Origin of the sequence: Dyella sp. KRB-257, from assembly GCF_049445995.1 — a bacterium.
GTDB lineage: Bacteria > Pseudomonadota > Gammaproteobacteria > Xanthomonadales > Rhodanobacteraceae > Dyella_A.
Map to the genome: position 1 here is coordinate 1 of NZ_JBMSDZ010000017.1, position 15,500 is coordinate 15,500.

Annotated in this window: 10 protein-coding genes and 1 pseudogene; 5 read left to right on the forward strand and 6 right to left on the reverse strand. The window is 68.4% G+C overall.

The window, feature by feature from the left end; all coding sequences use genetic code 11:
* Positions 1 to 162: 162 nt before the first annotated feature.
* The 4 genes from ACO2Q2_RS12900 to ACO2Q2_RS12915 form a co-directional block, all read right to left on the reverse strand.
* Positions 163 to 1,542 (reverse strand): leucyl aminopeptidase family protein, encoded by a 1,380-nt coding sequence (locus tag ACO2Q2_RS12900; protein WP_423256189.1) that lies wholly within the window; start codon positions 1,540 to 1,542, stop codon positions 163 to 165.
* 135 nt (positions 1,543 to 1,677) lie between these two features.
* On the reverse strand, positions 1,678 to 2,382 hold the full coding sequence (locus tag ACO2Q2_RS12905; protein ID WP_423256190.1) for an HAD family hydrolase: 705 nt from the start codon (positions 2,380 to 2,382) through the stop codon (positions 1,678 to 1,680).
* A 5-nt stretch (positions 2,383 to 2,387) separates the two neighbouring features.
* Entirely contained in the window at positions 2,388 to 3,746 is a 1,359-nt protein-coding gene (locus tag ACO2Q2_RS12910) for a substrate-binding domain-containing protein (RefSeq protein WP_423256191.1), read from the reverse strand.
* A gap of 215 nt (positions 3,747 to 3,961) precedes the next feature.
* Entirely contained in the window at positions 3,962 to 5,341 is a 1,380-nt protein-coding gene (locus ACO2Q2_RS12915; protein ID WP_423256255.1) for a DegQ family serine endoprotease, read from the reverse strand.
* Between the two features lie 514 nt (positions 5,342 to 5,855).
* Here ACO2Q2_RS12915 and ACO2Q2_RS12920 point away from each other — a divergent pair.
* From ACO2Q2_RS12920 to ACO2Q2_RS12935, 4 genes and pseudogenes are all read left to right on the forward strand, one after another.
* Positions 5,856 to 10,442, forward strand: a complete 4,587-nt coding sequence (locus ACO2Q2_RS12920) for an LAGLIDADG family homing endonuclease (protein WP_423256192.1) — start codon at positions 5,856 to 5,858, stop codon at positions 10,440 to 10,442.
* A 104-nt stretch (positions 10,443 to 10,546) separates the two neighbouring features.
* Positions 10,547 to 11,158 carry a hypothetical protein gene (locus ACO2Q2_RS12925; RefSeq protein WP_423256193.1) on the forward strand — a complete coding sequence of 204 codons (612 nt, stop codon included), beginning with the start codon at positions 10,547 to 10,549 and terminating at the stop codon, positions 11,156 to 11,158.
* A gap of 207 nt (positions 11,159 to 11,365) precedes the next feature.
* Complete coding sequence (locus ACO2Q2_RS12930) at positions 11,366 to 12,139, forward strand: NrdJb (RefSeq protein ID WP_423256194.1); 774 nt, start codon at positions 11,366 to 11,368, stop codon at positions 12,137 to 12,139.
* Positions 12,133 to 12,273 (forward strand): annotated as a pseudogene (locus tag ACO2Q2_RS12935) (IS1595 family transposase); the annotation flags it as partial. The gene ACO2Q2_RS12930 and the pseudogene ACO2Q2_RS12935, both read left to right, overlap by 7 nt.
* A gap of 161 nt (positions 12,274 to 12,434) precedes the next feature.
* On the opposite strand, the gene ACO2Q2_RS12940 reads toward ACO2Q2_RS12935, so the two are convergent.
* Both ACO2Q2_RS12940 and ACO2Q2_RS12945 read right to left on the reverse strand, forming a co-directional pair.
* The gene (locus tag ACO2Q2_RS12940; RefSeq protein ID WP_423256195.1) at positions 12,435 to 13,352 is read right to left on the reverse strand and encodes a lysophospholipid acyltransferase family protein; all 918 of its coding nucleotides are present in this window, start codon (positions 13,350 to 13,352) and stop codon (positions 12,435 to 12,437) included.
* A complete protein-coding gene (locus ACO2Q2_RS12945; RefSeq protein WP_423256256.1) occupies positions 13,349 to 14,995 on the reverse strand; it encodes a class I adenylate-forming enzyme family protein in 1,647 nt (548 codons plus the stop codon). Before ACO2Q2_RS12945 ends, ACO2Q2_RS12940 begins: the two co-directional genes overlap by 4 nt.
* Before the next feature lie 138 nt (positions 14,996 to 15,133).
* Here ACO2Q2_RS12945 and ACO2Q2_RS12950 point away from each other — a divergent pair, with 138 nt between their 5' ends.
* A complete protein-coding gene (locus tag ACO2Q2_RS12950) occupies positions 15,134 to 15,388 on the forward strand; it encodes a hypothetical protein (protein ID WP_423256196.1) in 255 nt (84 codons plus the stop codon).
* Positions 15,389 to 15,500 lie beyond the last annotated feature (112 nt).

Consider the following 15,500-nt stretch of genomic DNA (forward strand, 5'->3'; position numbering starts at 1 on the left):
AGGTGCGTTGGGCGCAAATCCGGGGAGTTTGGTGAACCAAATGACCCGGATTTGCGCCCAGCGCGCCGCCGGCACGGGCGTTTGGCGACGGTCGCAGTAGGCGGGCGATTTTTTCTCAGCCTCTCAGGCCGTCCGCGCCGAAGTCCCGGCAGGCCAGTCGCGCTACTTGCCGTAACGCGCCGCGAGAAACGCGAAGAACGCGCGCAGCCCCATCGCTTCGCCGCCGCGCGGGTGGCCCGGGCGGTTGGTGTCGTTCCAGGCGTAGGTGTCCAGGTGCATCCATGCCTGCGACTCGGGCACGAAGCGCTCCAGGTACAGCGCGGCGGTGATCGCCCCGGCGTGGCGCGAGGCGCCGGCGTTGGCCATGTCGGCCAGGTAGGAGTCAAGCATTTTGCGGTATGGCCGCCACAGCGGCAGTTGCCACAGCGGGTCGGCGGTGCGCTTGCCGGCGGCCAGCACGGCGTCGGCCAACTCCTCGCGGTTGCTGAACAGCGCCGGCAGGTCCGGGCCCAGCGCCACGCGCGCGGCGCCGGTGAGGGTGGCGAAGTCGACGATCAGGTCGGGCTTGCCCTCGCTGGCGTAGGCCAGCGCGTCGCACAGGATCAGCCGGCCCTCGGCATCGGTGTTGTCCACTTCCACGGTGAGGCCGGCGCGGGTGGTGATCACCTCGCCCGGGCGCATCGCGTTGCCGCTCACTGCGTTCTCCACCGCCGGCACCAGCAGGGTGAGCCGCACCGGCAGCCTCGCCTGCATCACCAGCGAGGCCAGGGCGATGGCGTGCGCGGCGCCGCCCATGTCCTTCTTCATCCAGCGCATGCCGTCGGAGGGCTTGAGGTCCAGCCCGCCGGTGTCGAAGCACACACCCTTGCCGACGATCACCAGCTTCGGATCGTCGCTCCTGCCCCAGCTCAGTTCGATCAGCCGCGGCGCGCGATGACTGGCGCGGCCCACCGCGTGGATGGTGGGGAAGTTGTGCTTGAGCAGCTCGTCGCCGACCCAGTCGCGCACCTTCGCCTTGTGCGTCTTGCCGAGCTTGGCGATGGCGTCGCCCAACTGCTCCGGGCCCATGTCCTCGGTGGGCGTATTGACCAGGTCGCGCACCAGCGCGGTGGCATCCACCAGCGGCGCCAGCACCTTGAGGTCGGCCGCCGGCACGGCCAGCGTGGCCGGCGCGCGCCGCGGCTTGCGGTAGCGGGTGAACTGGTAGGCGCCCAGCGCCCAGCCCAGCGCCGCGTGCTGCGCATCCAGCGCCACGCCCTCGTCGGCGAGATGGTAGCTGCCCACCGGCAGCGTGCCGGGCAGGCCGGCCAGCGCGCCCAGCGCATCGCCGCCGTCCACGCTGGCCAGCACGCGCACCAGCTTGCCTTTTTCATCGGCGAGCAGGGCATGCGTGCCCGGCGCGGCGGTGAACGCGCATTCGTCCAGCCAGCGCCTCTGCGCCGCAGTGAGCCGCCTGCGCGCGGCGGACAGGCTGGCGGCCGTGACGGCTTCGACGGGAATGCTGCGGCGGTCGCCGCTCTTGCGTTCGATCAGGGCGGACATGAAGGCTCCTTGGCGTCGCGCCGCTGCACGGCGCGCTGGCGTGAATGCGTGTCGTCCGACATCGGGGGAGTGCGGGGCGTTCGCAAGAGACCGGCCGGACAGCACGACATGATGCGCGCTTTCGCCAATCGCTGACTACGCCGGATGCTGCGCGTCGAGCCAGTCGGCGAGCGCGGCCATGTCCGGCAGGTCCAGCTCGGGCGGGGCGCCGAGCTCCGCCGGCCAGGGCTCGCCGCGGCGGTTGATCCAGGCGGTGCGCAGGCCGGCGTCGCGTGCGCCGGCCACGTCGAGCGCGGGATCGTCGCCCACATGCAGCACCTCGTGCGCGGCCACGCCGAGGCGTTCCACCGCGGCGTGGAAGATCGCCGGCTGCGGTTTCGATGCGCCCACCTCGCGCGCGCTCACGTGGTGGCGGAAGTGCGCCGCGATGCCCACGCGCTCCAGGTCGGCGTTGCCGTTGGTGAGGCTGGCCACCGGCCAGCGCGCGGCGATGCGGCGCAGCGCGGGCAAGCTGTCTTCGTACAGGTCCACCCGGTTGCGCGCGTTGAAGTACACCTCCCACAGCGCCTCCACCGGCGCCTCGTCCAGGCCGCAGGCGGCGAACGCGTAGCGCATGGTGAGGTGGCGCTGGGCGGTGAAGTCGTGCGCCAGGTCCAGCCGCTCGGCGGCGATGCGGGCGCGCAGTTCACGCATGGCGGGGATCGGCCACGCCGCGGCCACGGCCGGATGGTGTTCGCGCAGCCAGGCGTCCACATCGTGGTCGGCGCGTTCCAGCGCCGGCCACACCGGCCACAGCGTATCATCCAGATCCAGCGTGAGCGCGCGGATGATTCCGCCCACGGCGATCAGCGCGGACCGACGACCAGCACCTGGCCGGGCTTCACGCTGTCGCTGCGCAGGTGGTTCCAGCGGCGCAGGTCGGCCACGTCCACCGCGTGCTTGCGCGCGATCGACGACAGCGTGTCGCCGCGGCTCACCTTGTACGACCTGGCGCCCTTCGGCGTCGTGCCGTAGGCGGTGCTGCTGACCTTGGCGAAGCGGCCGTCGGCAGAGGTCTCCACGGTGGTGGCCTCGCCACTGACCCTGGCCAGGCTCGGGCGCGCCGCGGCGGCGGCCGCTGCCGCCCTGGCTTCGGCTTCCCTGGCACGGCGCGCGTCCAGCGCCTGACGCGCGGCCAGGGTGCGCTCGGACGTCGGCGCGCGCGCCACCTGCGAGGCGTAGGTGGCGCCCGGCGCGGAGATCGGCGTCGTGGCAGGCGTCGAGGGCACCGGACGAGCGCCCACTTCGGCGAGGATGCGCGCGCGGCGCGAGGCGTCCATCGAGGCCAGCGTGGCGCCGTCCCGGTAGGGCACCAGGCCGTGGCGGCGGATCACCGCCTCGGCCGCGTCGGAGTTGACGAAGTCGACGAAGGCCTGCGCCTGCGCAGCCTTCGGGCTGCTGGAGTTGGTGATCAGGTAGAGCTGGGTGAACAGCGGATAGCTGCCGTTGGCCACGGTGCTGGTGGACGGGGCCACGCCGTTGATGCGGATCATCTTCATCTTCGGGTTGCCGACCACGTTGGAGAGCGTGGTGGCGCCCAGTCCCTTCGGATCGAGGGTGATGCCCTCCTGCAGCTTGCTGGTGTTGACGTACAGGCGCGGCGCGGCCACCGGCTGGGTGCCGCGGCCGAACAGCAGCTTGCGCAGGCTGAACTCCACGCCGTCGGCGGGGCTGGCCACCGCGTACAGGTCGATCGGTTCATTGCGGCCGCCGACCTGGCTCCAGTTGGTGATCCTGCCGTAGTAGATGTCGTGCAGCTGCGGGAGCGTGAGGCTGCTCACCGGGTTGGACGGGTGGGTCACCATCACCAGCCCGTCCCACGCCACCGGCGTGAAGGTGAGGCCGGCCTCCTGCGGGCTGCCGCTGGCGCCGCGCGCCGCGCCGGCGAGGTCCGCCGTGCCGGTGCGCACCGCGTCCAGGCCCGAGGCGGTGTTGAAGGTCTGCAGTTCGATGCGGCCGTGGCCGGCGCGCTGCCATGCCTGCGCCACGTCGGTCACCACGCCGTGCGCCACGGTCACGTCGCCGCGCCAGGTGAGCGTTGAGGCGCTGCGGCCCTGCGCGGACTGGCCGCTGCGACCGTGCGTCTTGGCAATGGCGGGCGAGGCGGCGACGAGGCAGGCGCCGATCAGGGCGATGGGCAGCAGGCGGACTGGACGGACGGACATGATGACGGACTACCTCGGACGACGTGCTTGGGGCGACGACAGGGCGCGACGCGGCACCTTGCAGGCCGGCGCAAGGCGGAAAGAGGGCTATTTCATCGGTCCGCCCCCCAAACATCAAGCACGCGCGCGGGCTGGTGTTAAGGAAGCGGCGCACCTGTGCGCCGCTTCACTGTCCGCCTGTGCGCCCGTCGTTAGCCCGCGCGGCACGCGGCCTCTCAATTCATCAGCACGTAGTGCATGCCGTCGTCGTCGGCGATCGCCAGCGCCAACTGACGCGGACGCACCCCGGCCAGCGCCTGCAGCCCGCGCACGCTGGTGATGCGGCGGTTGCCGATGCCGATCACCACGTCGCCCTGCTGCAACCCCGCGCGTGCGGCAATGCTGCCGGGCTGCACGCGGGTGACGCGCACGCCGGCCAGGCCCTGCGCTCGCTCGCTCTGGCTCAACTCGCTGAAGCGCACGCCGGTCAGGCGCGGGTCGAGCTGCGCGCCCTCCACCGTGGCCAGCTTTTCCGCCGCCAGCGTGGCGTACACCTGACGCATCCTGCCGTCGCGCAGCAGGCCCAGCGTCACCTTGCTGCCCAGCGGCAGCAGGCCCTCGCTGTTGCGCAGCTCGTCGCTGTCGTGCAGCGGTTTGCCATTGAGCGTGGTGAGCACGTCGCCCGGCTCGATGCCAGCCGCGGCGGCCGGCGAGCCCTCGCTCACCCGCGTCACCACCGCGCCCTCGGTGCCGCGCACGCCGAGCAGCCGGGCGATGCGTGGAGTGATGTCCTGCGTCTGCACGCCCAGGCTGCCGCGCTGCACCTTGCCGTGGGCGATCAGCTGCTTCATCACCTCGCCGGAGAGGTTGCTGGGAATGGCGAAGCCGATGCCGGCGCTGGCGCCCGAGGGCGAGAAGATCATCGAGTTGATGCCCACCAGTTCGCCGCGCAGGTTCACCAGCGCGCCGCCGGAGTTGCCCGGGTTGATCGAGGCGTCGGTCTGGATGAAATTCTGGTAGTTGGTGCCGCCCAGGCCCGAGCGACCCAGCGCCGAGACGATGCCCGAGGTCACCGTCTGGCCCAGCCCGAACGGGTCGCCCACTGCCACCACGAAGTCGCCCACCTGCAGTTGCGACGAATCGGCCATCGGCAGCGCCTGCAGCCCGCTGGCGTGGATCTGCACCACCGCTACGTCGGTGTCCGGATCGGCGCCGATCAGCGTGCCCTTGAAATTGCGCCCGTCCTGCAGCGTCACGGTGATGTCGTCGGCGCCACCCACCACGTGGTTGTTGGTAAGGATGTAGCCCTTGGCCGCATCCACGATCACGCCCGAGCCCAGGCTCTGCTCGGTGCGCTCGCGCGGCACGTCGGGCAGGCCGAAGAACTGGCGGAACAGCGGATCGTCGAAATACGGATCGCGCACCGGCACGCGCGTCCTGGTGGAGATGTTCACCACCGCCGGAGTCACCTTGTGCAGCATCGGTGCCAGCGAGGGCAGCGGCTGTCCATCCACCACCGGTGGCAGCGCGGCGCGGCTGGCCAGCGGCAAGGTGCCGAGCGCGAGCGCGCTGCACAGGGCGAGCGTGCGCGTGATGCGACGAATCCGGTGCTTCATCGATTCCTCCTCATGGTGACGATGCATGGGCGGCGTCCATGGCGGGCGCCGCGAACCGCTGTTCGACTGCGCGCGTGCGCGCGGGTTCCGGGGGCGTTCGCGCACAGGGTGCGTTCCTACAAAGCGACTGCGCGTGGGTTCCGGATGCGCGGTGTGCGGCGTGTCGCAGGCGATTTCCAGTCGTGGCGCGGGCGGCTGCCGCGGGCTGTCGCGGCCTGCCCGCGGCGCACCATCGCGACGGCGTCGGAACGTACAAAAATTTCTTTACAACCCGGGCGCCCGGCGGTACGGTCTCCCTCCGTCCGCAACCACAATATCTTGTGTGCGCGTGCCTGGGTTTTACCCTAGAGCTGGTGTGGTGATGGTTGTTTCTCGAAGGAGGAGGCCGTCGCAGCAAGCGATCCCGCAAGACGGGCCACAGAGCCCGGGCACGGAGCCGGCGAGTCGTTGCGAACGATCTGGTCGAATACAACTACGTGCCGCCGTGAGGCGGCACCCGGAGGTCAGCAAATCAATGAGTACCGCTCGCGCGCCAGCAGTGGGTCGTGATGCCGTGCAGATTCCCCTGCAGCCGGCGTCCCATGACATCTGGGACAAGAAATACCGCTTGAAGAACAAGGCCGGCGAACCGGTCGACGACAGCGTGGACGGTACCTACCGCCGCGTGGCGCGCGCGCTGTCCGACGTGGAAGCCACTCCCGGGCTGCGCGAGCACTGGAACGAGCGTTTCCTGTGGGCGCTGCGCCGCGGTGCGATTCCCGCCGGCCGCATCACCTCCAACGCCGGCGCGCTGGAGCACAAGCCCGCCACCTCCACCATCAACTGCACCGTGTCCGGCACCATCCGCGACTCCATGGACGACATCCTGGAGAAGGTGCACGAGGCCGGCCTCACGCTGAAGGCGGGGTGCGTTGCGCCCGGCACCTGGGTGGTCACCGATCGCGGCCTGGTCACCGCCGATCAGGCGGTGGCCGAGCGCCATGCCCGAATTCTCAGCTACGACCGCGATGCACGCCGGTTCGAGATGCAGACGATCGAACAGCATCTGACCACGCACGTGGCGCGCGCGGACAACATCCGGATCCATGCGAACGGGGTGGCGCTGACCACCTCGGTGCGCCATCCGGTGCTGGTGTATCGCGACAACGCCCAGCGCTACGTGCGTGCCGACGAGGTCGTCGCCAGCGATGCGCTGGTGCAGCACAGCTTCGCCTGGCAGGCGGACGACGCCAGCATGCTCGAGGCGTGGTTCGCCGGCGCGCATCTGGGCGACGGCAGCGCCTACGAAAAGCATCATGCCTACCGCCCGAGCCGCAGCGCCTGGCAGCAGCGTGCGCAGCTGCTGGGCCGTCGCCTGGTGTTCAAGATCCGCGCGGCCGAGCGCGAGGTGGTCGAACGTTACGCGGCGTTCTTCGCCGGATTCTGCGCCAGCCGCGCGCAGGTGGTCGCCACCAGCACGCTGAACGGTACATCGGTGTGGGATTACACCGTGTCGAGTTTTGCGGCCAGCCGTGCCGCCGAATTGATCGATCACCAGATCGGGGCGAAAACCGCCCATCTGCGTGTCCCCGCCTGGATCGCGCAGCATCCGGAGCGGCATTTCCTGCCGTTCCTGGCCGGCCTGATCGACACCGACGGCACCGTCAGCCGCGAGCACGGCAGCGCCATCATCGCCGCCCAGAATGCCGACTTTGCCGGCGAGCTGAAGGCGCTGCTCGGCCTGTTCGGTGTGCACGCCAGCCTGACCCGGCGCAAACCGCGCAGCCATCAGTACAACGGCTGCGACATTCGTGACAGCGGCGGCGCCACGCTGAAGATCTCCGACTCGGCGTTTCTCGCCGTCGTCGCGCGCTACATGGCCGACAGCGGCAAGCGCGGGCGCATCGCGGAGCATGCCAGCCAATCCGGTCAGTACGACCGTTACGTGCTGCCGCGCGATCTCTCCAATGCATTGACCGAACTGGCCGGCACGCTGGGGCACGACGAGCGCCAGCGGCTCGGCTTCTATCACGGCTACCACGTCGCGCCGCGGGTCAGCCGTGTCTGGCTCGATCGCTGGGCGCAACGCTTCCCGGCGCTGCAGCCGCTGATCGACTTCGCACGCTGCCTGCGTCCGGTCGAGTCGATCGAGCATGGCCTCGATTTGCCGGAAACCTTCTACGACTTCACCGTCGCGAAGCACAACAATTACCTGGCGGGCAACGCGGGGCTGCTGGTCATCCACAATTGCGGCATCGGCTACGAGTTTTCCACGCTGCGTCCGCGTGGCGCGTACGTGTCCGGCGCCGGCGCGTACACCTCCGGCCCGCTGTCGTTCATGGACATCTACGACAAGATGTGCTTCACCGTGTCCTCCGCCGGCGGTCGCCGCGGCGCGCAGATGGGCACGTTCGACATTTCCCACCCGGACGCCAAGGAGTTCATCCGCGCCAAGCGCGAGGATGGCCGCCTGCGCCAGTTCAACCTCAGCCTGCTGATCACCGACGGCTTCATGGAAGCGGTCGAGCACGACCAGGACTGGCCGATGGTGTTCCCCATCCACGTCAAGGAGCAGGGCGAGCTCGACCTCGACGACCCCGGCAAGGTGGTGTGGCGCGAGTGGCCCACCCACGACAACTACATCGCCCGCGAGGACGGACTGGTCGCCTGCAAGATCTACGGCACCATCCGCGCCCGTCACCTGTGGGACATGATCATGGTCTCCACGTACGACTACGCGGAGCCCGGGTTCATCCTGGTCGACAAGGTCAACGAGATGAACAACAACTGGTGGTGCGAGCACATCCGCGCCACCAACCCGTGCGTTACCGGGGACACCTGGGTGCAGACGTCCGAAGGTCCGCGCCAGGTCGCCGACCTGCTCGGCGCCGGCTTCATGGCGCGCGTGGACGGCAAGGACCACGCCACCGGCGCAGAAGGGTTTTTCCGCACGGCGACCAAACCCGTGCTGGCGCTGCAGACCGAAGAGGGCTATCGCCTGCGCCTGACCAGCGACCACCGCGTGCGCCGTGTCGCGCGCATGACGCGCTGGAACGTGGAAACCGAATGGTGCGCCGCCGGCGCGCTGCAGCCGGGCGACCGCGTGCTGATGAACGATCATCGCCGCAATGCGTCCTGGGCTGGTGCGCTGACTGAAGAGCAGGGCTATCTGCTCGGCCTGCTGGTCGGCGACGGCACGCTGAAGAGCGAGGCCGCCGTGCTGTCGGTGTGGCCACAGGCCGCGGCCGTCAACGGTTCGGCCGATGGCGCCACCGCGCTGATGGACGAAGCGCTGCGTTGCGCCCAGACCCTGCCGCACCGCGCCGATTTCGCCGGCTGGTCCGAAGTGGCCGGGCGTGGCGAGTTCCGGCTGAAGTCCGCCGCGCTGCGCGACCTGGCCTTCGAGCTGGGCATGCGCGTGGGCGACAAGGCGATCACCCCGGCGCTGGAGCGTGCCTCCAGCGATGCCTACCGCGGCTTCCTGCGTGGTTTCTTCGACGCCGACGGTTCGGTGCAGGGCAGCCAGGCCAAGGGCGTGTCCGTGCGCCTGGCGCAGTCGGACCTACCGAGACTGGAAGCGGTGCAGCGCATGCTGCTGCGCCTGGGCATGCCGTCGCGGATCTACCGCGATCGTCGCGTCGCCGGCGAAAGCACGCTGCCGGACGGCCGCGGCGGCACGCAGGCCTACGCCACCCAGGCCCAGCACGAGCTGGTTATCGCCGGCGAGTCGCTGGCGCGCTTCGCCGAGCTGGTCGGCTTTGCCGACACCGACAAGGCCGTACGGCTGAAAGCGGCGCTGTCCGGCTACAAGCGCACGCCCAACCGCGCGCGCTTCGTCGCCACCGTCGCCTCGCTCCACGCCGACGGCGTGGAGGACGTCTACGACGTGCAGGTGCCCGGCATCAACACCTTCGACGGCAACGGCTTGCACGCACACAACTGCGGCGAGCAGCCGCTGCCGCCGTACGGCTCGTGCCTGCTCGGCTCGATCAACCTCACCACCTTCGTGCGCGATCCGTTCGGCCCCAAGGCCCGCTTCGACTGGGACGAGTACCGCGAAGTGGTGAAGGTGTTCACCCGCATGCTCGACAACGTGGTGGAGATCAACGGCCTGCCGCTGCCGCAGCAGCGCGACGAGATCATGAGCAAGCGCCGCCACGGCATGGGCTTCCTGGGCCTGGGGAGCACGCTCACCATGCTCAAGATGCGCTACGGCTCGGCCGATGCGGTCAGCTTCACCGAGGACGTCTCGCGCGAGATGGCCGTGGCCGGCTGGGAAGTGGCGCTGGAGCTGGCCAGGGAAAAGGGCCCGGCCCCGATCCTCGCCCGGGACTTCACCGTCACCGGCGAGATGCTGCGCAAGCGCCCGGAAATGGCGGCCGACGGCTACAAGGTCGGCGACACCATCCCCGGCCGCGTGCTGCACGCCAGGTACAGCCGCTACATGCAGCGCATCGCCACCGTGGCGCCCGATCTGGTGAACGAGCTGGCCGAAACCGGCGCGCGCTTCACCCATCACTCCTCGATCGCGCCCACCGGCACGATCTCGCTGTCGCTGGCCAACAATGCCTCCAACGGCATCGAGCCCAGCTTTGCCCACCACTACTCGCGCAACGTGATCCGTGAGGGCAAGAAGTCCAAGGAAAAGGTGGAGGTGTACAGCTACGAGCTGCTCGCCTACCGCGAGCTGATCAACGGCAAGGCCATGCCCTTCAGCACCGAGCCCGACGCCAGGCTGCCGGAGTACTTCGTCTCCGCCGACGACATCAGCCCCAAGGAGCACGTGGACATCCAGGCCGCCTCGCAGAAATGGATCGACTCGTCCATTTCCAAGACCGCCAACGTGCCCACCGACTACCCCTACGAAGACTTCAAGGACATCTACTTCTACGCGTACAAACAGGGCCTCAAGGGCTGCACCACGTTCCGCTTCAACCCCGCCGCGTTCCAGGGCGTGCTGGTGAAGGAAGCCGACCTTGAGAACACCCTCTACCGCTTCGAATTGGAAGACGGTAGCGTTGTCGAACTGAAGGGCAACGAGCAGGTGGAATACGACGGTGAAATGCATACCGCCGCCAACCTCTTCGATGCGCTGAAGGAAGGCTATTACGGCAAGTTCTGAGTTCTCGAAAGAGGGCCGGCAACAGAGAGTTCTAGTCTTGCCCGCGGCGGTCTCCGTCGCGGGCGTACGGCAGGCACCAATAACAGTCGGAGGGGAACCCCAGCATGTCCATCGATACCGAAGTGAAAAACGACGTAGCACCGGCCGCTGATGCGGCACCCGCGTCCCAGCCGGCTGCGCCGGTCGTGAGCGCCGTGCCGAAGCAGGCCCCGGCCAGGAAGAAGCCCGCCAGGAAGGCAGCAGCCAGGAAGGCTGCTCCGAAGAAGGCGGCGGCCAAGAAGGCCGCTCCCAAAAAGGCTGCAGCCAGGAAGGCCGCCCCGAAGAAAGCCGCTGCCAAGAAGACCGCCAAGAAAGCGGTGAAGAAAGCCGCCGCCAGGAAGGCCGCCCCGAAGAAGGCCGCCGCCAAGAAAACGGCCAGGAAGGCCGTGAAGAAAGCCGCGGCCAAGAAGATCGCCAAGAAAGCGGTGAAGAAAGCCGCCACCAGGAAAGTCGCCAAGAAGGCCGCGCCGAAAAAGGCCGCCGCCAAGAAGGCCGTGAAGAAAGCCAGCAGCAAGAAGACGGCGAAGAAAGCCGCTCCCAAGAAGACGGCCAAGAAGGCCGCCGTGAAAAAGGCCGCCCCCAAGGCAGCCAAGAGGTCCACTGCCAGCAAGAAGGCGAGCGTGAAGGTGGCGAAGGCCAAGAAGCCCGCCGCCAAGAAGGCCGCCCGCAAGAAGTAAGTCGTCAACGCAGCCGGCCCGGCTCGCCGGGCCGGCTGTTTTTTCTCCAGGGATCGCTTGATGGGCTTCGTCCATCCCATCCCGCTACCCCCAAGTCGTCATTCCGGCGAACGCCGGAATCCAGCGTCTTGAAGGGCAGGGCGTAAAGCATCCACCAGCGCCGCGCGCCGACTTATCCGCCAACCATCCAAAGAAGAAGCGCACACCATGGCGATCAAGATCGAAAAGAAAATCAAGGGCTACGCCGTCGTCAAGCCCGAAGACAAGGCCGCGCCGGCCGCCGCCCCCGCCGCTGCGCCCAAGGCCGCCAAGCCCGAGCCCAAGCAGGCCGAAGTCATCCAGATGCACGAGAGCGTGGAGCGCCCCGAGACCCTCGTCGGCTCCACCTTCAAGATCAAGTCGCCGCTGTTCGAGCACGCGCTCTACGTCACCATCAACGACATCGTGCTCAACGCCGGCACCCCGCACGAGCAGCGCCGCCCCTTCGAGATCTTCATCAACTCGAAGAACATGGACCACTTCCAGTGGATCGTGGCGCTCACCCGCATCATCTCCGCCGTGTTCCGCAAGGGCGGCGACGTCACCTTCCTGGCCGAGGAGATGAAGGCCGTGTTCGACCCGCGCGGTGGCTACTTCAAGTCCGGCGGCGTCTACATGCCCAGCATCGTCGCCGAGATCGGCGCGGTGATCGAGCAGCACATGAAGAACATCGGCCTCATCCACGATCCGGAGATGGACGAGTCGACGCGCAAGCTGATCGCCGAGAAGCGTGCCGCCTACGAGCGGGCCAGCGTAGGAGCGCACCCCCCGATCGAGTCGAGGGTAGGCTCTGTGCGCGACACCGCCGCCCAGCCGACCGAACCCGCCGCCTCCGGCTTCCCGCCCGGCGCCACGCTCTGCGCCAAGTGCAACACCCAGGCGCTGGTGCTGATGGATGGGTGTCAGACTTGCTTGAATTGTGGGTATTCCAAGTGCGGATAGCCTCATATGCAGCCTACCGCTTCAATCGTCGGTTTCGACTGCGCGAGCCGCTGCCACGACTGACCCGTGCGATGGTGCTCTGCAAGCCTTGTCCAGAGCCGATCCTGCGCTTGGCGAGCAACCTTTCTCACTGAGATTCGATGCTGGCAGGAAAGAGCTTCCCCGGTATCCGGGGGAAGTGTCCCGGCGACTGGCCGGGCAGAAACAGAGTGGAAACAGGGGGAGGGCCAAGCCGCGCGGCCACGGACGCGCCGACCGAGCGGCGGGGAGGGTGCTCTCGGATCCATCGACGCGATCAGGCTTTCGCGTCAGCTCGCGATGGTCGTTTCCAACGCCGATGCACCCAATACCATTCCTGCGGCTCGGCGCGCACGGCCTGCTCGATCACGGCGCTGAGGCGCTGCAGGTCCTCCTGCAGCGCACCGTCCGCCTGCTGGCCGAGCGGATACGGCGCCTGGATCGCCAGCCGGTGCCCGCCGCCCTGGTGATGCATGAACATGGGCAGGATGGTTGCACCGCTGCGCCGTGCCAGCACCACCGGCCCGCTGGGCGTCCATGCCGATCGGCCGAAGAACGGCACCGGCAGGCCGTTGGGCGTGCTCTGATCCATGTGCATCAACACGATGCGGCCTTCGCGCAGGGCGCCCAGAATGGGGCGTGCCAGACCTGCGCGTTTCCGGCCGATGACGCGGATGGGCGTCACGCCATAGTCCTGCATGATGCGGCCGAAGAAATCGGGGACGAAGTCGTTGGCCTCCTTGTAGACCGCCGCCACCGGATAGCCGCGCGCGGCCAGCGCCAGCGCGATCCAGGGGAAATTGCCGAAATGCGCGGTCATCGCAATCACGCCGTGGCCCTGGGCGAGCGCCTGCTCCAGATGGGCGAGCCCCTGGATCTCGACCCGACGGAGCAACTGCCCGGCGGAGATGACCCGCTCGGCACAGGCGGCCAGTTCGAGCGTGGTCTGCATCCAGTAGCCCAGGCTGGTTTCGAGGATGCGCCGGCGTGCGGGTTCATCCAGATGCGGAAAAGCGATCGCCAGATTGTCGAGTGCGATACGTCGGCGCGCCAGCGGCAAACGGACCAGCACCCCGCCCAGCCGTCGCGCCGCCGCCGGTCTGACCCGCTCCGGCAGGTGCGCGGCCAGCAGCATCAGGCCTCGCATGCCAAGCCAGGGCAGCCGCCGCGTGGATGCTTCAGGGGAGCCGTTCATCCGGTTTGCCGCAGGCGTTCCCGCACCACCTTGCCGGTGGCGTTGCGCGGCAATTCGCTGACGAAGACGAAGCGCTTGGGTACCTCATAGGCGGCCAGATGCTTCAGGCAGTGCCGGCGCAGTTCGGTGACGCTCGGGACCGGATCGCGCGCGATCACGTAGGCGACGACGATCTGCCCCTGCTCGGCGGCGTCCTGAATGCCGACCACCGCGGCGTCCATCACGGCCGGATGCAGCAGCAGCGCGTTCTCCACCTCGGCCGGATAGACGTTGAGCCCCCGGCCGGTCACGATCTGATCGTCGAGCCGACCCAAGTGATAGAAGAAGCCATCGGCGTCCTGCTTGCCGGCATCGCCGGTATGCAGCAGCCCGTTGTGAATACGCGCTGCCGTCGCCTGGGGGTTGTTGAGATACCCCTTCATCACCATCGGCCCGCGCGCGACGATCTCGCCGACCTGCCCCGGGCGCAGCGGCCGGCCTTGCCCATCGGCGATGAACACTTCCCCCATCGGCACGGCCCGACCGATGCTGTCCAGGTGGCCATCGGCCTGCGCCGGCGGCGTCAGGGTCAGCAGCGGCGAGGTCTCGGTCAGCCCGTAGCCCTGCAGCACCTTGACGTGCGGCAGCCGGGCCTTGAACGCCTGCATGACGGCCAGCGGCACCGAGGTGCCCATCATCGCCGCCACCCGCAGGCTGGACAGGTCGTAGGTCTCCGGTTCGGCCGCCAGCATCATCTGGAAGATCGGTGGCACCGCATGGATGAAGCTGATGCGGTAGCGCTCGATGGCCTCGAGCAGGTGCGCGCCGCTCAGACGGTCGATGATGACCAGCGAGGAGCCCTTGTCGAGCATCTCGTTGAGCAGGATCGGACCGGAGATATGGCTCATCGGCAGCACCATGGCGAGCACCTCGTCCGCCCCGGTGCCCAGCATCGTCATCGCCTGCGGGAAGCAGTCCAGATTGGCAAAACTGAGCTCGACCACCTTGGGCAGGCCGGTCGTGCCGGAGGTGTGCAGGTACAGGGCGGTGGCCTGGGGATCGATCGGCGCCGGCGGCGCGTCCGGTGGCGGCTGGTCGAGCACGAGCGCGCTCGTCGGGATCAACTGCACGGACGCGGGCAGCGACTGGGCATGGACAAAATCCGCGGCGGCGAAGGCATGGCGAATCGCGCAGTGCGCCAGCAGGTCGCTCAGCTCCGGCGCCCCCAGCCGCACGTCCATGGGCGCCGCGATGGCGCCCATGCGCATCAGCGCCAGATACAGGTAGGCAAACTCGAGGCAGTTGGGCAGGATGATGCCCACCGGCGTGCCCTGGCGTATGCCCCGTTCGAGCAGTTGTCGGCGTACCGATTCGACGCGCCGGTCCAGTTCGCGGAAATCCACGACCCGGTCCTGATGGATGAGTGCAGGGTGCTGCGGGCGTCGTTCCGATTGGCGGCGCAAGAGCTGGCCGATATCCATGGGCTTGCCTGAAACCGATCTGTTCTCGAAGAAAGCTGGCGTGAACCTGTAGGCCGCCATCGACGCGTGAGGGTGTCTGACCCACCGGCCATGCCGTGCATCGGCGTCCCGTTCGAGCCTGAGCCTGCGGCTCGGCCATCGACTTCCTGCAGATTTTAACCGAACGAGCCGAACGGGGTTCACTAGCAAGAAAGTGAGCCCGGAACTCGTGTGGCCGCCTCCCGCGCGTGGTGATGGGTTCGATGTCACCACGATGCGGACGTGCCCGGCGACAGCAGCGGATTGAGCTATCGTGCCGTCCTGATCCCCACGAATCGCCCGATGAAAACCTACACCCCACCGCTGGCCACCCACCCGCACGATCCGCTCTACCGCGTCGACAAGGCGATCCAGACGGCGCAGCTGCGGCTGGATGCGGCGATCGACGCGAAGCGGCATCACACCAGCCAGAACCTGGCTCATGCAGTGATCAAGGAGGCGCGCGAGGGGCTCAGGAAGGCCGAGCAGGCGCGCGTGCTGAAGATCAAGGAAGTCGCGCTGAAAGCGGCGGAGAGTGCGGTGGAATCGGCGCGCTGAGCGTGCGGCTTGCGCATGATTTGATGGTCGCGGCGTCCTTCGCGCCGTTGCTGGCGGGCCCGCGCGGCGCGGCGCTCCCCGGTTCTCCGTTGCGCCGGAAATCGCGATGCGG